This is a genomic window from Yinghuangia sp. YIM S10712, assembly GCF_051388935.1.
Lineage (GTDB): Bacteria > Actinomycetota > Actinomycetes > Streptomycetales > Streptomycetaceae > Yinghuangia.
The window spans coordinates 921,354-940,590 of sequence record NZ_JBPKBI010000001.1; the positions used below are offsets into that span (position 1 = coordinate 921,354).

The following is a 19,237-nucleotide window of genomic DNA, read 5'->3' on the forward strand; positions in this document are numbered from 1 at the left end:
AACGGGCACGGCGACGTGAGGACAGGAGAGGCGATGTCCACGCAGGGAAGTTGGCAGCGGGACGTGTTCGCGGAGATCGGCGGCGTGCCGGAATCCCCGGATCCCGAGTCGCCGCCCGCGCCGTACGCCGGTTCGGCCGCGGCGCGGTACGCGACGGAACCCGGTCCCGAAGCCGCCGTCCCCGCGCAGTTCGGCCCCCCGGCCGACGAACACCCGGCCGGAGCCCGCCCGACCAGGGCCGGCGAGCCGCAACCCGACGACGCCGTACCGGACTCCGTGCCGGTCATCGCCCCCGAGCTCGGCGAGGCACTCGGCCGCGTGCGGCGCGGCGACCCCCTGCTCCGGCGCGCTCTGCGGGCCGTGCGCGTCCTCGGTGCCTCCGCCGCGCACGACGGCGCATCGCGCGCCGAGACCGCCCGGGCCATCCAGCAACCGATCACCACCGGACGCCAGATCGCGGTGGGCAGCATCCGCGGCGGCGCCGGCAAGTCCACCGTCGCGGCACTCCTCGCCCTCACCTTCGCGCACTACCGCACCGACCCGGTCCTCGCCGTCGAGGCGGACGGCGTCCTGGGCACGCTGCCCCGCCGCCTCGGCGCGAAGGAAATCCGCTGGTCCTGCTCCGACATCGCGCACGTCATCGACGCCTCGACGCCGCTCGCGAACGTCACCGGCTACCTGGTGCCGTTCCACGGCGGCTGGCTGCTGCCCGGCAGCCGGGGGAGGGTCACGCGCAACCGCCTCGACCCGAAGGCGTACTACATGGCGATGGCCTCGCTGCGCCGCCACTTCGGGGTGACCGTCGTCGACTGCGAGACGCTGCCGACCGAGGTGGCACGGCTCGCCCTCTCCTCGACCCAGGCGCGCGTGCTGGCCACACCGGCGACCGTCGAAGGCGTCGCCAGTACGCGCCTGGTCCTCGACTGGCTCGACACCCTCGACCCGGCCATGCTGCCGACCACCGTCGTCGCCCTCGTGCACGCCTCGCCCGACACGGCCCTCGACACCCGAAAAGCCTTGCGACACCTGGAGGTTCGCGGCGCCACCGTGATCTCGGTGCCGTACGACCGGTCGCTGGCGGCCGGCGGCGAGATCCGCACCGCCGGGCTCGCCCGCGACACCCGCGACGCGGCCGCCCGGCTCGCCGCCGCGACCATGGACCGTGCCGTCGCCCACGGCCGCGGCGACGCACGCGCGCACAGCCCGCACGCCGGCGAGGCGCGCCCATGAGCACCCGCCTGGTCCACCGCCCCGCGCGCATCACCCGCCCCCTGCCCGAGCCCGCCGAACGCCATGTCGAATCGCCGCCGAACCTGCCCGAGGGCAAGGCCGGTTCGCCGATCACATCGCTGCTGCCCATGGTCGGCGTCATGGGCTCGGTGGTGATGATGACCATCGTCCGCAACAGCCGGTTCGCCGCCATCGGCGCGGTCGTCCTCGTCATCGCGCTGCTCGGCGGCGTCGTCCTCGTCTTCTCGCAGCGCGGCAAGGCGCAGCGCACCCGCCGCGTGCAGCGCGAGCGCTACCTGGAATACCTCGAAGAGCTCCGCGAGGAACTCGCCGCCGAGGACCGGAGCCGCCGCGCGACCGCCCGCGAGCTGCACCCCCTGCCCGAAGCGCTCTACGGCCTCGTCGCCGACCCGGCCCGCCTGTGGGAACGCCGCCGCCAGGACGCCGACTTCCTCCACGTGCGCATCGCCACCGGCGCCGTCACCGTGCGCATGCTCTCCCTCCAGAACCACGGCGGCACCGCACTGACCCCGCCGGACCGCTTCATGCTCAATGAGGCCGCCGGACTGCGCGAACGCTTCGCGACCGCCCCCGACATGCCGCTGACCGTGCCCTTGGACCGCGTCGGCGACGTCAGCGTCATCGGCGAACGCGACGACGTCGTCCGCGTCGTCCGCACCCTCGTGATGCAGGCCGCCGTCACCCACGCCCCCGACGACGTCGCCCTCGCCCTGGCCGCACCCGAAGAGCGGATGACCGACTGGGGATGGCTGAAATGGCTCCCGCACGTCCTCGACGCCGAGGCGTGGGACGGGCCGGTCAACGCCCGCCGGATCGCCCCGAGCCTGGCCGACCTCGGTCGCGGACTCGCCGCCGAGCTGCGGCAACGCGCCGCGTTCGCCGCCGAGTTGCGCCGCGGGCTGGCCCGGCGTGAGGCACTGGCGTTCGTGCGGCGCCTGCTCGTCGTCGACGACTGCCACGGTGAGCCCGCCCGGGAGGTCTTCCGCCCCGACACCGCCGTGCCGCTGCGGGACATGGGCGTCACCGTGCTGCACCTGCTCGCCGACCGCACGCACGAACCCGACCACGTGGCCGTACGCATCACCGTGTCCGGCACGACCGTCACCGTCGAAGACCTGCGCGGCGCCGAACCAACCACCGTCCAAGGCACGTTGGAGGAGGTCACCGCCGCCGGCGCCGACGGACTCGCCCGCATGTTGGCCCCGTTGCGGCTCTCCCCGGAATCCACCGCCACCGCCGGCACCCCGCTCTCCGGCCCGGTGGACTTCGGCGGCCAACTCGCCATCGACGACCCGGCCGCACTCGACCTGCCCCGGCTGTGGGCGTCGCGGCGCGGCGGCCAGTCGTTCCTGCGCGTACCGGTCGGCCTCGGCGACGACCACATGCCTGTCCTCCTGGACCTCAAGGAAGCCGCCGAGCTGGGCATGGGCCCGCACGGGCTGTGCGTCGGCGCGACCGGCTCGGGCAAAAGCGAACTGCTGCGCACACTTGTGCTCGCGCTCGTGGCCACCCACCCGCCCGAGGACCTCGCGATCGTGCTGGTCGACTACAAGGGCGGCGCCACCTTCGCGCCGTTCGCGTCCCTGCCGCACGTCGCCGGCGTCATCACCAACCTGGAGAACAAGGCGGGCCTCGTCGAACGCGTGCACGCCAGCCTCGCCGGCGAGGTCAAACGGCGCCAGCAGGTGTTGAAGGACGCCGGCAACATCGCCGACATCTCCACCTACGCCGCCACCCGCGCCCAGCGCCCCGAACTCGAACCGCTGCCGCACTTGTTCGTGGTGATCGACGAATTCGGTGAACTCCTCACCGCCAAACCGGACTTCATCGACCTCTTCCTGTCGATCGGCCGCATCGGGCGGTCCATCGGAATCCACCTGCTGCTGTCCAGCCAGCGCATCGAGGGCGGCAAACTCAAAGGCCTCGACACCTATTTGTCCTACCGGCTCGGCCTGCGCACCTTCTCCCCCGAGGAATCGCGCACCGTCCTCGACACGACCGACGCGTTCCACCTGCCGCCGATCCCCGGATTCGGCTACCTCAAGGTCGACACCAGCGTGTACGAGCGCTTCAAGGCGAGCTACGTCTCCGGCCCCTACCAAGGCCCCACCCGCCTGGACGCACCGCAGGACGACGGGCCCGCGGTCCTGCCGTACCCCGCCTTCAACACGCTCGGGCAGCCCGTCGGCCCGGACCCGCACGACGGCGCCGAGCCGGCGGCACCCGCACGGCGCACCGTCGGACCCACCCTGCTGTCCACGGTCGTCGACCAACTCGCCGACGCCGCACCGCCGGTGCCGAAGATCTGGCTTTCGCCGCTGCCCGAGGCGCTGACCCTGGACGCCACCGCCGGCCCCCTCGTGGCGGGCAGGCGCGGCATGCAGTTCACCGGCCGCGCAGCAGCCGCCGGAGCCGCCGCGGCCGACGCCGCCACGATGCGCGTAACGCTCGGCCTGCTCGACGACCCCGCACGCCAGTGGCAGGGCCGGTGGATGCTCGACCTGACGCGGGCGGGCGGCCACATCGCCGTCATCGGCGGCCCGCAGACCGGCAAGACGACCCTGCTGCGCACCCTCGTACTGTCCCTCGCACTCAGCCACACGCCCGAGGAAGTCGCCGTCTACGGCCTCGACCTGATGGGCGGCGGCCTCCAAGCGCTGGCCGGGCTGCCGCACGTCGGGGGAGTCGCCGGGCGCTCCGACCGCGAGCGCGCGTCCCGCGTCGTCGAGGAGGTCCGCGGCATGCTCGCGGCCCGCCAGGACGCCTTCCGCGACCACGGCATCGACTCGGTCGACCACCTGCGGCGGCTGCGCGCCGGGGGGCGGCTGCCCGAGCTCGGGCCCGCCGACATCGTGCTCGTGATCGACGGATTCGGCGCGCTGCGCGACGACTTCGACGCCCTCGACGACGGCGTGGCCGACCTGCTGAGGCGCGGCGGCGGCTACGGCGTTCACATCGTCGCCGGCATGCTGCGCTGGAACGACGTGCGCATCGCCGCGCAGTCCACCTTCGGCACACGCGTCGAACTGCGGCTCAACGACCCCGCGGACAGCAGCATCGACCGGCGCCTCGCCCAGACCATCGCCGCCGAGGAACAGGGCCGGGTCCTGACCGAGGCCAAACTGTTCGCGCAGGTCGCGCTGCCGCGCATCGACGGCGTGGCGTCCGACGCGGACCTCGGCAACGCGGTGGAGAGCGCCGTGCGCGCGGTGCGTTCGGCGTGGTCCGGCGCCACCGCACCGCCGGTTCGCGTGCTGCCCGCCAAGTTCTCCGCCGCCAAACTGCCGTCCCACACCGCCGAACCCGGGCGCGTGCCCATCGGCCTCGACCAGGCCGCCCTGCGGCCCGTGCTGCTCGACCTGTTCCACCGCGACCAACACCTCGTCGTGCTGGGTGACAGCGAGTGCGGCAAGACCAACCTGCTCAAGGTGGTCGCGCGCGGACTCATGGACCGGTACGCCGACGACGAACTGGTGTTCGCGGTCATGGACCCCCGGCGCGGCCTGCACAGCCTCGTGCCCGAGGCGTACCGCGGCGGCTACGCCCACAACGCGCGCCTCGCGGCCGCGCTCGCCACCGCGGTCGCGAGCGAACTGGAGAAGCGGATGCCCGACGACGTCCCCGAGCCGGAAGCGCTCGCGGCCGGACCCGCGGCACCGCCCGGCCCGCGCATCGTGGTCCTCGTCGACGACTACGACATCCTCACCACGGCCGGACAGCAGCCCCTCGGCGCGTTCGTCCCGTACATCCCCTCCGCGGCCGACATCGGCCTGCACTTCGTCGTCTCACGCCGCGTGGCCGGCGCGTCGCGGGCACTGTACGAGCCGTTCATGACGACGCTGCGGGAAAGCGGCACGACCGCGCTCGTGATGACCGGACACCGCTCGGAAGGCCAGCTCTTCCCCGGCGTGTACGCGGCCAAGCGCCCGCCCGGCCGCGGCACCTGGGTCGACCGCACCGGCGCCCACCGCCTGATCCAGACCGCACTCGCACCCGAGAACGCGGACGCCGCATCCGCCGAAGACTGAACCGGCCCGCCCCACAAGCAGATTGCGCACCCGGATGACGACCGACCTGATCGCGCTCACCGAACGCATGCCCGATCCCTGGAGCCTGGTCGCCGGGCTGATGTCCGCCGGCCCGGACACGACCATGGCCGTCGACGGCGAAGGCGCGGTGATCCGCCTCGCCGACGACGAAGGCCGCCCGCTCGCGTACGTCGAGGCGCCGTTCCTGGTCCACACCCCCGGCGAGGTCGCGCGCCTGCTCGGCGTCGAGGTGACCGGCCCGGTGTGGTGGACGGAGGTCCGCGCAGCCACGGCCGCCCGGCACGGCGAAGCCCTCGCGAGCACGATCGCCACCCGCCTGGCCGCGCTGCTCGGCGGCACCGTGTGGCCCGCGTCCGCCGCGGCGCCCGACGGCGGCTCCGCACCCGTCGCCGGGCTCGCCACCACGGTCGCGCACGCCGCCGCCCAGCCCGCCGTCGACGTGCTGACCGACAAAGTGGCCGCGGTCATCCAGGACCGCCCGGTGGTGGCCATGACGGCGTGGCTGTCCGACGCACTGCGCGCGACCACGCTCAGCGAACGCGGCCTCCACATCGTCACCCCGCGCAGTGCCAGGCTGTCGTTCCCCACCCGCACCGCCCTGTCCGGCCACCCGAACCGGTGGGTCGTGGGGGACGGCGAAGGCGGCTACCACGACGGCCTGACCGGCGCCGAACTCATCTGGCAAGACGGCGAGTTCGCGTCGACCAAAACCATGTCCCGGGCCTTCGCGGACGCCACCGCGCGAGCGGAGCACACCGGCGAGCAACAACTCCTCGTCACCTTCACCACCCGGCTCCCCGCCGCCCACGACCTGCTGGCCGGCGGAGGGCTGGAAGCCGCGTGGCGCCACGTCCTCGACGGCGCCGAACCGGCGGGCTGGGCCACGGCGGAACCCGCGGGGCTGTCCTGGTCGCGCGAAGACCTGACCGCGCTCGTCCGGCAGCGCGTACCCGAGCCGACATGGGCCGTCGTGTCCGGCGTACGCGACCCGGCCGCGCTCGGCGACGCCGCCGCCGTCATCGCCACTGCGCGGATCGCCCTCACCACCGGCGGCGTCGAGGAAGACGTCACCTTCGCCGTCGGCTACCCCGACGGCGCCGAACCGCCGCTCGCCGCCCTGCCCGGCCTGGCCGCCGAACTGGTCACCGACCACAACCTGGTCTCCATGCTCGTCCAGCGCCGCCGCGCCCGCGCCGACCTCACCATCCCACCCCATCTGGAACCCGCCCCTGCCCCGGTCGCGTTCGTGCTCGGTGCGGAGGGCGTACGCGCCATCGGCGCCGCCGCCGCCTCACACCCGCCGCTGCGCGCCCGCCCCACACCGCTCGGCACCCGTGCCGACCGCGGCCTGTACTACCCGCTCGGCGACGCGGGCTGGAAGGGCTTCGGGGAACTCATGGGCCACCTGCACAGCCTGGACCCCGAGAGGAAAACCGGCGGAAAAACCGGCTGATGTGCCGCCCGGGCGAATAGGTCGCGCGGACCAGGCAACCCGCCACGGCAGCCGCGCGTCTTCAGAACACCGAAACACCCCGTTTTCCGGAGGTGGATGCCGAATGTCCGTACCCCGACCCCGAAGAGTCCGACGAGCCCGCAGCGCCTGGCTCGCGGTCGCCTGCGCGGCCGGCCTGGTCGCGGCGGTCCCTGCGACCGCCGAGGCCGCGCAGCAGCAGGAGCAGTACACCGCCAAGCAGGTCTCGCGCTTCCTCAAGCACTTCTACGGCAAGACCGGTCCCACCGCGTGGGAGCGCGAGCACCTGGTCTCCGAAGACCTCAAGCAGCGCGCCGCCGAGGCCCCTCCCGGCTTCGACCTGATCCTCTGCCACAGCAACCAGCCCGAGGACATCGACATCGGCCCGGTCACCACCGCCCAGTCCGCCGGTGTCGGCTGGGCCACGGTCTTCCTCGGCTGGGGGCCCGGCCAGGAGGTCGCCGCGTTCACCGCGTACGTCGACCTCGACACCTCGAACCCGCTCAAACTCCTCGACGTGGACTGCGCGCCCCCCGAGGCGTGACCGCCGCGAAACGCGACGACGGGTCCGCACCCCAAGACTGCGGGGTGCGGACCCGTCGTGTCGCCGAGCCTTGCCGGGACGGGTCATCCCCGGCCCGTTCGGACCGAAGGTCACACGCGCCGGAAGATCAGCGCGCGCTTGACCTCCTGGATCGCCTTGGTGACCTCGATGCCGCGGGGGCACGCGTCGGTGCAGTTGAAGGTCGTGCGGCAGCGCCACACGCCCTCCTTCTCGTTGAGGATTTCGAGGCGCTGCTCGGCGGCCTCGTCCCGCGAGTCGAAGATGAACCGGTGCGCGTTGACGATCGCCGCCGGGCCGAAGTACTGCCCGTCCGTCCAGAAGACCGGGCAGGACGTCGTGCAGCACGCGCACAGGATGCACTTGGTCGTGTCGTCGAACCGCTCGCGGTCCTCGGGCGACTGCAGGCGCTCACGCGTCGGCTCGTTGCCGGACGTGACCAGGAACGGCATCACGTCCTTGAAGGACTGGAAGAACGGGTCCATGTCGACGACCAGGTCCTTCTCGACCTGAAGGCCCTTGATCGGCTCGACCGTGATGGGCTTGGAGATGTCGAGGTCCTTGACCAGCGTCTTGCACGCGAGCCGGTTGCGGCCGTTGATGCGCATGGCATCGGAGCCGCAGATGCCGTGCGCGCACGAGCGGCGGAACGTCAGCGACCCGTCCTGCTCGCCCTTGACCTTGTGCAGCGCGGTCAGGATCCGCTCGGTCGGGTCCGCCTCGACCTCGAAGTCCTGCCAGAACGGCACCGGGGGCTCACCGTTCGGGCCGACCAGGTCGGGCAGGTAGCGCCGGATCCGGAGCGTGATGGTCACGGGCGTCTGGTCCCGCGCCGGCTTCTGCACGGGGGCGGCGGCCGGGTTTTCGTCGATAACGGCAGTCATCAGTACTTACGCTCCATCGGCTGGTAGCGGGTGACGACGACCGGCTTCCAGTCCAGTCGGATCGAGTAGTCGCCGTTTGCGTCGACCTCGCGGTACGCCATCGTGTGCTTCATGAAGTTGACGTCGTCGCGCGTCTGGTAGTCCTCGCGCGCGTGGCCGCCGCGGGATTCCTTGCGGTTCGCGGCGCCGACGACCAGGACCTCGGCGAGGTCGAGCAGGAAGCCCAGCTCGACGGCCTCCAGCAGGTCGGTGTTGAACCGCTTGCCCTTGTCCTGGATCGAGACGTTCCGGTAGCGCTTCTGGAGCGCCTTGATGTCGTCGAGGGCCTGCTTGAGGGTCTCCTCGGTCCGGTAGACGCCGGCGTTGGCGTCCATCGTCTCCTGCATCTCGGCGCGGATCTGCGCGACCCGCTCGGTGCCGTCGCTGTCGCGCAGGCGCTCGATGAGCTCGATCACCCCGGCGGCCGGGTTCTCGGGCAGCTCCACGTAGTCCGCGGTCTGCGCGTACTTCGCGGCGGCGATGCCCGCGCGGCGGCCGAACACGTTGATGTCGAGGAGCGAGTTGGTGCCCAGGCGGTTCGACCCGTGGACGGACACGCAGGCCACCTCGCCCGCCGCGTACAGGCCGGGCACGACCGTGTCGTTGTCGGCCAGCACCTCGGCCTCGACGTTGGTCGGGATGCCGCCCATCGCGTAGTGCGCGGTCGGGTACACCGGCACGAGCTCGGTGGTCGGCTCGACACCGAGGTACGTGCGCGCGAACTCGGTGATGTCCGGCAGCTTCTCCTCGATCTGCTCGGCCGGCAGGTGGGTCAGGTCGAGGTAGACGTAGTCCTTGTTCGGCCCTGCGCCGCGGCCCTCCAGCACCTCCAGCACCATCGACCGGGCGACGATGTCACGCGGCGCGAGGTCCTTGATGGTCGGCGCGTACCGCTCCATGAAGCGCTCGCCGTCGGCGTTGCGCAGGATGCCGCCCTCGCCGCGGGCGCCTTCGGTGAGCAGGATGCCCAGGCCCGCGAGGCCGGTCGGGTGGAACTGGTAGAACTCCATGTCCTCCAGCGGCAGCCCGCGGCGCCACGCGATGCCCATGCCGTCGCCGGTCAGGGTGTGCGCGTTCGAGGTGGTCTTGAAGACCTTGCCGAAACCGCCGGTCGCGAAGATGACGGCCTTCGCCTGGAAGACGTGCACGTCGCCGGAGGCCAGTTCGTACGCGACGACGCCCGACGTGGTCTTGCGGCCGAGCGAGTCCTCCTGGAGCAGCAGGTCCAGGACGTAGAACTCGTTGTAGAACTCGACGTTCTGCTTGACGCAGTTCTGGAACAGCGTCTGAAGGATCATGTGGCCCGTGCGGTCCGCCGCGTAGCAGGAACGGCGGACGGCGGCCTTGCCGTGGTCGCGGGTGTGCCCGCCGAAGCGGCGCTGGTCGATGCGGCCCTCGGGCGTCCGGGAGAAGGGGAGGCCCATCTTCTCCAGGTCCAGGACCGCGTCGATCGCCTCCTTGCACATGATCTCGGCGGCGTCCTGGTCGGTGAGGTAGTCACCGCCCTTGACCGTGTCGAACGTGTGCCACTCCCAGTTGTCCTCCTCGACGTTCGCGAGGGCGGCGCACATGCCGCCCTGAGCGGCGCCGGTGTGGGAGCGGGTCGGGTAGAGCTTCGTGAGCACGGCCGTGCGGCTGCTCTTGCTCGCTTCGAGGGCGGCGCGCATGCCGGCGCCACCCGCACCGACGATGACGGTGTCGTACTTGTGGATCTGCATGACCTGTGTGTCCTCTGGTACCGATCTCCGCGCTCCGGGGTGACCGGGCACGCGTTCGGGTGCGTTCGAGTGCGGACCGCCGACTACTGGCCGATGTTCGGGTCGAAGGTGAAGATCACCAGGGTGCCGGTGAACAGCACGATGACAGCCGACGTGTACAGCAGCACCTTGAGCCAGAACCGGGTCTGGTCCCGCTCGGCGTAGTCGTTGATGATCGTGCGCAGACCGTTGACGCCGTGCAGCTCGGCGAGCCACAGCATGATCAGGTCCCACGCCTGCCAGAACGGATTCGCCCAGCGGCCCGCGACGAACGCGAAGCCGATGCGGGACACACCGCCGTCGATCACGAGCTGAATGATCAGGTGGCCGATGACGAGGACGACCAGCAGGATGCCCGACAGCCGCATGAACAGCCAGCTGTAGAGCTCGAAGTTGGTCTTGGTGGAGCGCGGCGAGCGCTTGGAGCGAGGGGCCTCGATGGATGGGCCGCCGCCGGTGATCTTGGGAGCGTTCTCGATCAAAGCCATGTGGATCAGCTCCCGAAGATCTCGCGGAGCGTGTGCTCCAGCACGGGGTAGAAGGCGCCGATCATGAGGACGGCCCACACGCCGATGACACCCCAGAACATCTGCTTCTGGAAGCGCGGGCCCTTCTCCCAGAAGTCGACCGCGACGATGCGCAGGCCGTTGAGGGCGTGGAAGAGGACGGCACCCACGAGGCCGTACTCCATCACGTTGACGAAAGGATTCTTGTAGATCTCGATCGTCTCGTCGTACGCCTCGGGGGACACGCGCACCAGCGCGGTGTCCAGGACGTGAGCGAACAGGAAGAAGAAGATGAGGACGCCGGTGACTCGATGAGCCACCCAGGACCACATGCCTTCCCGGCCGCGGTAGAGCGTTCCAGCCGGCACGGAAACTACCCTCCGGATGCGGTAGACGGGGCTCGGCCGGCAAGCCGTCGGTCGGCCCGGCCGGGACCCTTCCTCCGGCCCCGGCCATGTTAGCCACCGGAATAGGCGCCGCTGCCGCCGGGGGCGTGCGATGTGATCGATTCCGCACGCTCCCGGGAACCGAAAGCATGACGCCGCTCGTCTGGATTCCCCCGCATCGGCCGTCCTTTCGTGGCTCTGCGCAGGCGTTGTGACGCTGGGTGTCGGCCCCGCGCACCGATAAAATGCTTGTTTTCGGCAAGTTGTGCGCGCGACTGATGTCACACCGAGGCCGTGTATCGCTCGCCCCGCGCGAATCCCTACGATGCGGAATATGACGGAGGCTACTGTCGACGGCGGCACGTCTACCGGCTTCACCACCTTTGCCTCGCAGTTCCCGCAGCCGACGCGTGAACAGTGGCAACAGCTGGTGGCCGGCGTGCTCCGCAAGTCGCGGGTGATCGGTGCGGACGACGCACCCGAACACCCGGAGGAACTGCTCGCGACCACCACTTACGACGGCGTCAAACTGGCCCCTCTCTACACGGCCGACGACGCCTCGCCCGACCCCGGTGTCCCCGGACTGCCCGCGTACGTGCGCGGCGCCCGCGCGGCCGGAAGCTCGCTCGACGGCTGGGACGTACGCCAGTCGCACGGCGACCCCGACCCCGCGCGCACCGCCGAAGCCGTGCTCGCCGACCTGGAAAACGGCGTGACGTCCGTCTTCCTGTACACCGGCCCCGACGCCGTCGACCCCGCCGAGCTGCCGCGCGTGCTCGCCGGCGTCATGCTCGACCTGGCCCCGGTCGTCCTCGACCCCGGCACCGACTTCACCGCCGCGGCCGACATCCTCCTCGGCGTCTTCCGCGACCGCGGCATCCCCGCCGACCAGGTGCGCGGCAACCTTGGCGCCGACCCCGTCACCACCCACGCCCGCACCGGCACCGCCCCCGGGCCCGGCACCGACCTCGCCGCGGCCGCCGAACTCGCGGTGCGCGCGCACGCCGAATTCCCCGGCCTCCAGGCCATCGCCGTCGACGGCCAGCCCTACCACGAGGCCGGCGCCTCCGAAGCCCAGGAGCTCGGCGCCGCGACCGCGGCCGGCGTCGCCTACCTGCGCGCGCTCACCGCCGCCGGACTCGACGTCGAGACCGCCCTCGGCCTCGTCGAGTTCCGCTTCGCGGCCACCGCCGACCAGTTCCTCACCATCGCCAAGCTGCGCGCCGCCCGCCGCCTGTGGGCCCGCGTCGCCCAGGCCTGCGGCGCCGCGGGGGCGGGCGCGCAGAAGCAGCACGCCGTCACCTCGTGGTCGATGACCACCAAGCGCGACCCGTGGGTCAACATGCTGCGCACCACCGTCGCGTCGTTCGCGGCGGGCGTCGGCGGCGCGGACGCGGTGACCGTACGCCCGTTCGACTCCGCCCTCGGCCTCCCCGACGCCTTCGCCCGGCGGATAGCACGCAACACGCAGGCGCTGCTGCTGGAGGAATCCCACCTCGCCCAGGTCATCGACCCCGCCGGCGGCTCCTGGTACGTCGAGAAGCTGACCGACGAACTCGCCCACGCCGCTTGGGCGTTCTTCCAGGACATCGAGCGCGTCGGAGGCATCACGGCAGCCCTCGACTCCGGTCTGGTCGCCGACCGCGTCGGCGAGGTCCGCGAAGCCCGCGCCCGCGCGCTCGCCACCCGCAAGGACCCCATCACCGGCGTCAGCGAGTTCCCGCACCTCACCGAGGAAGCGGTCGTCCGCGAGCCCTACCCCGCCCGCGAAGGCGGCGGCCTCCCGCGCGTGCGCTACGCGGAGGACTACGAGGCCCTGCGCGACCGCTCCGACGACATCCTGCTCGCCACCGACGCCCGTCCCACGGTTTTCCTGGCCACCCTCGGCCCGGTCGCGCAGCACACCGCCCGCGCGCAGTTCGCCCGCAACCTCTTCGCGGCCGGCGGCATCGACGCGGTCGAGGCCGGGGCGACCGAGACCGTCGACGACGTCACCGCGGCCTACCGCGCCGCCGGCGCGCCCAAGGTCGCGGTCCTCGCCTCGTCCGACAAGCTCTACACCGACCAGGCCGCACCGGCCGCCGCCGCCCTCAAAGCCGCCGGCGCCGAGTACGTCTGGCTCGCCGGGGCAGCGAAGAAGTGGGCCGACACGGGCGCCGACGGCTTCCTGTTCGCCGGATGCGACGCGCTCGACGTCCTGCACACCACCTACGCGACCCTGACCGCAGGGGGAGACGCGCGATGACCATTCCCGACTTCACCGGAGTCGACCTCGGCACCCCCGAGGCCGCGACCCCCGACGCATGGCGCGACGCCGTCCGCGAGGCGACCGGCAAGGACGCCGACGAGCTGACCCGCGACACCCCCGAGGGCATCCCGGTCAAGGCGCTGTACACCGCGAAGGACACGGAGGGGCTGGACTTCCTCCGCACCTACCCGGGCGTCACGCCGTACCTGCGCGGCCCGTACCCGACGATGTACGTCAACCAGCCGTGGACCATCCGCCAGTACGCGGGCTTCTCCACCGCCGAGGCGTCCAACGCCTTCTACCGCCGCAACCTCGCGGCCGGCCAGAAGGGCCTGTCGATCGCCTTCGACCTGGCCACCCACCGCGGCTACGACTCCGACCACCCGCGCGTGTCCGGCGACGTCGGCATGGCGGGCGTCGCGATCGACTCCATCTACGACATGCGGCAGCTGTTCGACGGGATCCCCCTCGACCAGATGTCGGTCTCGATGACGATGAACGGCGCGGTGCTCCCGATCCTCGCCCTCTACATCGTCGCGGCGGAAGAGCAGGGGGTGACGCCGGAACAGCTCGCGGGGACCATCCAGAACGACATCCTCAAGGAGTTCATGGTCCGGAACACCTACATCTACCCGCCGAAGCCCTCGATGCGGATCATCTCCGACATCTTCGCGTACACCTCGCAGAAGATGCCGAAGTTCAACTCGATCTCCATCTCCGGCTACCACATTCAGGAGGCCGGGGCCACCGCCGACCTGGAGCTCGCCTACACCCTCGCGGACGGCGTCGAATACCTGAAGGCCGGCATGGAGGCGGGCCTCGACGTCGACGCCTTCGCCCCCCGGCTGTCCTTCTTCTGGGCGATCGGCATGAACTTCTTCATGGAGATCGCCAAGATGCGCGCGGCCCGCCTCATCTGGGCCGACCTCGTCCAGTCCGTCGGCGCGAAAAACCCCAAGTCTCTGTCGCTGCGCACCCATTCGCAGACCTCCGGATGGTCGCTCACCGCGCAGGACGTCTTCAACAACGTCGTGCGCACGTGCATCGAGGCGATGGCGTCCACCCAGGGGCACACGCAGTCGCTGCACACCAACGCCCTCGACGAGGCCCTCGCGCTGCCGACGGACTTCTCCGCCCGCATCGCCCGCAACACCCAGCTCCTGCTCCAGCAGGAGTCGGGCACGTGCAACGTCATCGACCCGTGGGGCGGCAGCGCGTACGTCGAACGCCTCACGTACGACCTGGCCATGCGCGCCCGCGAACACCTCGTCGAGATCGAGAAGGCCGGCGGCATGGCCGCCGCGATCGACGCCGGCATCCCCAAGCTGCGCATCGAGGAGGCCGCGGCGCGCACGCAGGCCCGCATCGACTCGGGCCGCCAGCCGCTGATCGGCGTCAACAAGTACCTCGTCGACAACGACCAGCCCATCGAGGTCCTCAAGGTCGACAACGCCCAGGTGCGCGCCGACCAGATCGCCAAGCTGGAACGCCTGCGCGCCGAGCGCGACAGCGCCGCGGTCGAACGCGCGCTCGCGGCCCTGACCGGCGCCGCCGAGGCCGACCTCGCCGGCGAGCGGCCGAACGACCTGGAGCACAACCTCCTCAAGCTCGCCGTCGACGCGGCCCGGGCGAAGGCCACGGTCGGGGAGATCTCCGACGCGTTGGAGAAGGCGTACGGTCGCCACCAGGCGACGATCCGCACGCTCACCGGCGTGTACCGCGAGGAGGTGGGGGCCACGGGCAGCGTGGACGAGGTCCGCAGGCTGGTCGAGCACTTCGAGGCCGAGGAGGGCCGCCGCCCGCGCATCCTCGTCGCCAAGATGGGCCAGGACGGCCACGACCGCGGACAGAAGGTCATCGCGACCGCCTTCGCCGACCTCGGTTTCGACGTCGACGTGGGCGCGTTGTTCCAGACCCCGGAGGAGGTCGCCCGCCAGGCCGTCGAGGCCGACGTGCACGTGGTCGGCGTCTCCTCCCTCGCGGCTGGACACCTGACGCTGGTGCCGGCCCTGCGCGACGAGCTTGCCAAGCTCGACGCCGCGGAGATCATGATCGTGGTCGGCGGGGTCATCCCGCCCTCCGACGTCCAGGAACTGCTCGACATGGGCGCCGCCGCGGTGTTCCCTCCCGGCACGGTCATCGCCGACGCCGCGGCCGACCTGCTGCGGCGCCTCGACGGCAGGTCGTCGGACGAACCGCCCACGACGACGGAGTGACGTGGCCCGCCGCGTAATCGATGTCGGCCAGTACGCGGAAGGCGTGCTGGCCGGCAACCGCACCCTGCTGGCCCGCGCGGTCACCCTGGTCGAGTCGACCCGGCCCGACCACCGCGACCTCGCCCAGGAGTTGCTGCTCAAACTGCTCCCGCACGCCGGCGGCGCGCACCGCGTCGGCATCACCGGCGTGCCCGGCGTGGGCAAGTCGACGTTCATCGAAGCGCTCGGCACCGACCTGACCGCCGCCGGGCACCGGGTCGCGGTGCTCGCCGTCGACCCGTCGTCCACGCGCACCGGCGGCAGCATCCTCGGCGACAAGACCCGCATGGGCCGCCTCGCCGTCGACCCGGCCGCGTTCGTGCGCCCGTCGCCGACCGCGGGCACGCTCGGCGGCGTCGCGCGCGCCACGCGCGAGTCGATCGTGCTGATGGAGGCGGCCGGGTACGACGTGGTGCTCGTCGAGACGGTCGGCGTCGGGCAGTCCGAGGTGACCGTCGCGAACATGGTCGACTGCTTCCTCTTCCTCACGCTCGCGCGCACCGGCGACCAGCTCCAGGGCATCAAGAAGGGGGTCCTGGAGATGGCCGACATCGTCGCGGTCAACAAGGCCGACGGCGACCACGCCCCGGCGGCTCGCGCGGCCGCCCGCGAACTCCAGGGCGCGCTGAGACTGATGCGCCGTCCGGGTGAACCTTGGTACACCCCCGTGCTGACCTGTTCGGGGCTCACCGGTACGGGTCTGGACGAGCTGTGGGAGACGGTGCTGAAGCACCGTCAGACCATGGAAGCGGCGGGACGGCTCACCGAGCTGCGGCGGCGCCAGCAGGTCGACTGGACGTGGTCCGCCGTACACGACGGCCTGCTGGCCGAACTGCATGCGAATCCCGAGGTCAAACGCCTCGTGCCGGAGCTCGAACAGCAGGTGCGGGACGGCGCGATCACGGCGACGCTCGCCGCCGCGCGCATCCTCGACGCGTTCCACGGACGGCACCGCGACACCGACTGAACGGCACCGGGCGAACAAACGTATTGGCATACCCCCGCCGGATCCCGGTCATGCACCGGGCCGTGCTTTTTTTCTCACACGAAGGGGGGTAATTCGCTGATCGACACGTGGCGGCAACACAGGGAACGTACCCTTGCGTGGGTGAGCACTCCCCAGCCCCACGGCGCCGGGGACCTGGCGTCAGCCGTGTCTTCCCGCGTCGCCGCGTACGCCGATGAGCTTGTGGCCCTCCGCCGCGACCTGCACATGCACCCCGAGTTGGGCCGGGAGGAGTTCCGCACCACCAAGCTGATCAACGACCGGCTGGTGAAGGCCGGGCTGACGCCCCGTCTGCTCCCCGGCACCGGCGTGGTGTGCGACATCCACCCGGAGCGCGGCGGTGGAGACGGGCGCGGCATGATCGCGTTCCGCGGCGACATCGACGCGCTGCCCGTCGAGGACATCAAGGACGTCCCGTACCGATCTACGGTGCCGGGCCGGGCGCATGCCTGCGGCCACGACGTCCACACCGCCGTCACCCTCGGGGCGGGCCTGGTGCTCGCCGACCTCGCGCGCGAGGGCATGCTGCCGCGCCCGGTCCGGTTGATCTTCCAGCCCGCCGAGGAAAAACTGCCCGGCGGCGCGCTCGACGTCATCAAGGCCGGCGGCCTGGACGGCGTCGAGGAGATCCACGCGGTCCACTGCGACCCCCGCGTCGAGGTCGGCCGCGTCGCGCTGCGGGTCGGCGCGATCACCTCGGCGTGCGACCGGCTTATCGTGACGCTCGGCGGGCCGGGCGGCCACACCGCGCGCCCGCACAAGTCCACGGACCTGGTGACCGCGCTCGCCAAGATGGCCGCCGAACTGCCCGCGGCGCTGGCCCGGCGCGTCGACCCGCGGTCGGGCGTCAGCGTCGTGTGGGGGCGCATCAACGCGGGCGTCGCGCCCAACGTCATCCCGCAGCGCGGCGAGCTCGACGGCACCCTGCGCTGCCTGGACATCGAGGCGTGGCGCCAGGCCCCCGACCTCTTGCAGGAGCTGATCGACTCCATCGCCGCGACCTACGGCGCCAAGTGGGAGCTGGAGCACCACCGGGGCGTGCCGCCGGTGGTGAACGACGCCGACGCGGTGGCGGCGGCGCGCACGGTCGCGACCGGGTTCCTCGGCGCGGCGTCGGTCGAGGTCACCGAGCAGAGCCTCGGCGGCGAGGACTTCTCGTGGTTCCTGGAGGACGTGCCGGGCCAGCTCACCCGGCTCGGGGTGCGCCCGGTCGGCGAGGCGCCGTACGACCTGCACCAGGGCCGCTTCGACGTCGACGAGCGGGCCATCGGGATCGGCGTGCGTCTCTTCGCCGGCCTCGCCACCCGGGCTCACCGGTAACCCGCGGCCCCGAGGCGGACGCCACCCGGGCACGGCCCCGGGAGCGCCGTCCGGATTACGCAGGACATCAGGACAAGAAGGACCCCGCACCCGGTGGTGCGGGGTCTTTGCTTTTAGCCGCACGCGAACCGGGGAAACCGTGCAGCGGTGAGGCGACCACCGTCACCCGCGCACGCGGGCCGTACGTCGCCTGCTCTGTGCGCGGATCGTTTCCAAGCGGTAATACGACCTGTATGCCGGAGATGTTGCGTTCGTAGGTATGCTCGGCGGCGATTCAGCCGTCTACGCGCGTACACCGCGGAATCTACACGCGTTGATCGACTGGACGACAGCTCTCTTCTCACACGGTTCCCTCGGAAGGAGAACCCCGTGCGCCGGGTATCCAAGGTCGTTGCGGTCGCGGTCACGGGGGCTCTCGCCCTCACCGCCTCCGCGTGTGGTGACAAGCCGGACGACGACGACAGCGCGTCGTCGCCCGCGCCGGGCGGCGCGAACGCCCGCGACTTCAAGGCGTGCATGGTGACGGACCAGGGCGGCGTCGACGACCGCTCGTTCAACGCGGCGTCGTGGGCCGCGCTGCAAAGAGCGCAGCAGAACCTCGGCATCCAGATCAAGAAGGCCGACTCGAAGACCGAGAACGACTACGTGCCCAACATCGACAGCATGCTCGCCGAGGACTGCGACGTGATCGTCGCGGTCGGCGGACTGATGGCGACCGCGACGGGCCAGGCGGCGGCGAAGAACCCGAACCAGAAGTTCATCATCGTCGACTCGCCCAGCGTCGAGCCGAACATCAAGGGCCTCGAATACAACACCGCGCAGGCGGCGTTCATGGGCGGCTACCTCGCCGCGGCGCAGTCGAAGACCGGCAAGGTCGGCACCTTCGGCGGCAAGAAGATCCCGCCGGTGACCATCTACATGGACGGCTTCGTCCAGGGCGTGCAGTACTACAACCAGCAGAAGGGCAAGAACGTCCAGGCCATAGGTTGGGACGCGGCAGCCCAGGAAGGCCAGTTCGCGGACAAGTTCGACAGCCCGAGCGACGGTCAGCGCATCGCCAAGGACCTCATCGCCCAAGGCGCGGACGTCATACACCCCGTCGCCGGCGCGACCGGCCTCGGCGCCGCCGCGGAAGCGCAGCAAAGCGGGCGGGCCGCCATATTGTGGGTCGACGTCGACGGCTACGTGAGCGCCGACCAGTACAAGAACGTCATGCTCTCGACCGTTACCAAGGGCATGACCGACTCGCTTTTCCTCGCCCTTCAGGAGTCGCTGAACGGCCAGTTCTCGACGCAGCCGTACCTCGGCAACCTGAAGAACGGCGGCGTCGGCATGGCCCCGTTCCACGACTTCGACGCGCAGGTCGGCCCCGAGACCAGAAGCGAGTTGGAAACGATCAAGAACGGCATCATCGCCGGCACGATCCCGATCACATCGCCGGCCCAGCCCAAGGGCTGACCTCCCGGCCGGGCGCCGTGGACGCGAGCGTTGTCCACGGCGCCC

General features: G+C 71.4%; 13 protein-coding genes. 9 read left to right on the top strand and 4 right to left on the bottom strand.

The genetic code is table 11. The features are described from left to right. Positions 1 to 33: 33 nt before the first annotated feature. From ACRX5W_RS04330 to ACRX5W_RS04345, 4 genes are all read left to right on the top strand, one after another. Positions 34 to 1,230, top strand: coding sequence for a hypothetical protein (locus tag ACRX5W_RS04330; RefSeq protein ID WP_436786529.1), 1,197 nt, complete (start codon positions 34 to 36; stop codon positions 1,228 to 1,230). Beyond that, positions 1,227 to 5,279 carry a type VII secretion protein EccCa gene (eccCa, locus tag ACRX5W_RS04335; RefSeq protein WP_436786530.1) on the top strand — a complete coding sequence of 1,351 codons (4,053 nt, stop codon included), beginning with the start codon at positions 1,227 to 1,229 and terminating at the stop codon, positions 5,277 to 5,279. The genes ACRX5W_RS04330 and eccCa overlap by 4 nt, the downstream gene beginning before the upstream one ends. A gap of 34 nt (positions 5,280 to 5,313) precedes the next feature. Next, entirely contained in the window at positions 5,314 to 6,753 is a 1,440-nt protein-coding gene (locus ACRX5W_RS04340; RefSeq protein ID WP_436786531.1) for a DUF6177 family protein, read from the top strand. Between the two features lie 103 nt (positions 6,754 to 6,856). Further along, positions 6,857 to 7,315: a hypothetical protein gene (locus ACRX5W_RS04345; RefSeq protein ID WP_436786532.1), complete on the top strand. Its 459-nt coding sequence runs from the start codon at positions 6,857 to 6,859 to the stop codon at positions 7,313 to 7,315. Between the two features lie 110 nt (positions 7,316 to 7,425). Here the strand turns inward: ACRX5W_RS04345 and ACRX5W_RS04350 are convergent, their stop codons facing one another. From ACRX5W_RS04350 to sdhC, 4 genes are all read right to left on the bottom strand, one after another. Then, positions 7,426 to 8,217 carry a succinate dehydrogenase iron-sulfur subunit gene (locus tag ACRX5W_RS04350; RefSeq protein WP_436786533.1) on the bottom strand — a complete coding sequence of 264 codons (792 nt, stop codon included), beginning with the start codon at positions 8,215 to 8,217 and terminating at the stop codon, positions 7,426 to 7,428. After that, complete coding sequence (sdhA, locus tag ACRX5W_RS04355; protein ID WP_436786534.1) at positions 8,217 to 9,974, bottom strand: succinate dehydrogenase flavoprotein subunit; 1,758 nt, start codon at positions 9,972 to 9,974, stop codon at positions 8,217 to 8,219. The genes ACRX5W_RS04350 and sdhA overlap by 1 nt, the downstream gene beginning before the upstream one ends. An 83-nt stretch (positions 9,975 to 10,057) precedes the next feature. After that, positions 10,058 to 10,501 carry a succinate dehydrogenase hydrophobic membrane anchor subunit gene (locus tag ACRX5W_RS04360; RefSeq protein WP_436786535.1) on the bottom strand — a complete coding sequence of 148 codons (444 nt, stop codon included), beginning with the start codon at positions 10,499 to 10,501 and terminating at the stop codon, positions 10,058 to 10,060. A gap of 5 nt (positions 10,502 to 10,506) precedes the next feature. Continuing rightward, positions 10,507 to 10,887 (bottom strand): succinate dehydrogenase, cytochrome b556 subunit, encoded by a 381-nt coding sequence (gene sdhC / locus ACRX5W_RS04365; RefSeq protein ID WP_436786536.1) that lies wholly within the window; start codon positions 10,885 to 10,887, stop codon positions 10,507 to 10,509. Between the two features lie 352 nt (positions 10,888 to 11,239). Between sdhC and mutA the strand changes: the two genes are divergently transcribed. From mutA to ACRX5W_RS04390, 5 genes are all read left to right on the top strand, one after another. Then, positions 11,240 to 13,150: a methylmalonyl-CoA mutase small subunit gene (gene mutA, locus ACRX5W_RS04370; RefSeq protein WP_436786537.1), complete on the top strand. Its 1,911-nt coding sequence runs from the start codon at positions 11,240 to 11,242 to the stop codon at positions 13,148 to 13,150. Further along, a complete protein-coding gene (gene scpA / locus ACRX5W_RS04375) occupies positions 13,147 to 15,369 on the top strand; it encodes a methylmalonyl-CoA mutase (protein ID WP_436786538.1) in 2,223 nt (740 codons plus the stop codon). The genes mutA and scpA overlap by 4 nt, the downstream gene beginning before the upstream one ends. A gap of 1 nt (position 15,370) precedes the next feature. Next, the gene (gene meaB / locus ACRX5W_RS04380; protein ID WP_436786539.1) at positions 15,371 to 16,375 is read left to right on the top strand and encodes a methylmalonyl Co-A mutase-associated GTPase MeaB; all 1,005 of its coding nucleotides are present in this window, start codon (positions 15,371 to 15,373) and stop codon (positions 16,373 to 16,375) included. A gap of 141 nt (positions 16,376 to 16,516) precedes the next feature. Continuing rightward, positions 16,517 to 17,734 (top strand): amidohydrolase, encoded by a 1,218-nt coding sequence (locus tag ACRX5W_RS04385; RefSeq protein ID WP_436786540.1) that lies wholly within the window; start codon positions 16,517 to 16,519, stop codon positions 17,732 to 17,734. 369 nt (positions 17,735 to 18,103) lie between these two features. Then, positions 18,104 to 19,192, top strand: a complete 1,089-nt coding sequence (locus ACRX5W_RS04390) for a BMP family lipoprotein (RefSeq protein WP_436786541.1) — start codon at positions 18,104 to 18,106, stop codon at positions 19,190 to 19,192. The last annotated feature ends 45 nt before the right edge of the window (positions 19,193 to 19,237 follow it).

Bases quoted from the DNA above. Each gene is read 5' to 3' on its own strand.
- ACRX5W_RS04330 (WP_436786529.1), top strand. From the start codon at position 34: ATGTCCACGCAGGGAAGTTGGCAGCGGGACGTGTTCGCGGAGATCGGC.
- eccCa (WP_436786530.1), top strand. From the start codon at position 1,227: ATGAGCACCCGCCTGGTCCACCGCCCCGCGCGCATCACCCGCCCCCTG.
- ACRX5W_RS04340 (WP_436786531.1), top strand. From the start codon at position 5,314: ATGACGACCGACCTGATCGCGCTCACCGAACGCATGCCCGATCCCTGG.
- ACRX5W_RS04345 (WP_436786532.1), top strand. From the start codon at position 6,857: ATGTCCGTACCCCGACCCCGAAGAGTCCGACGAGCCCGCAGCGCCTGG.
- ACRX5W_RS04350 (WP_436786533.1), bottom strand. From the start codon at position 8,217: ATGACTGCCGTTATCGACGAAAACCCGGCCGCCGCCCCCGTGCAGAAG.
- sdhA (WP_436786534.1), bottom strand. From the start codon at position 9,974: ATGCAGATCCACAAGTACGACACCGTCATCGTCGGTGCGGGTGGCGCC.
- ACRX5W_RS04360 (WP_436786535.1), bottom strand. From the start codon at position 10,501: ATGGCTTTGATCGAGAACGCTCCCAAGATCACCGGCGGCGGCCCATCC.
- mutA (WP_436786537.1), top strand. From the start codon at position 11,240: ATGACGGAGGCTACTGTCGACGGCGGCACGTCTACCGGCTTCACCACC.
- scpA (WP_436786538.1), top strand. From the start codon at position 13,147: ATGACCATTCCCGACTTCACCGGAGTCGACCTCGGCACCCCCGAGGCC.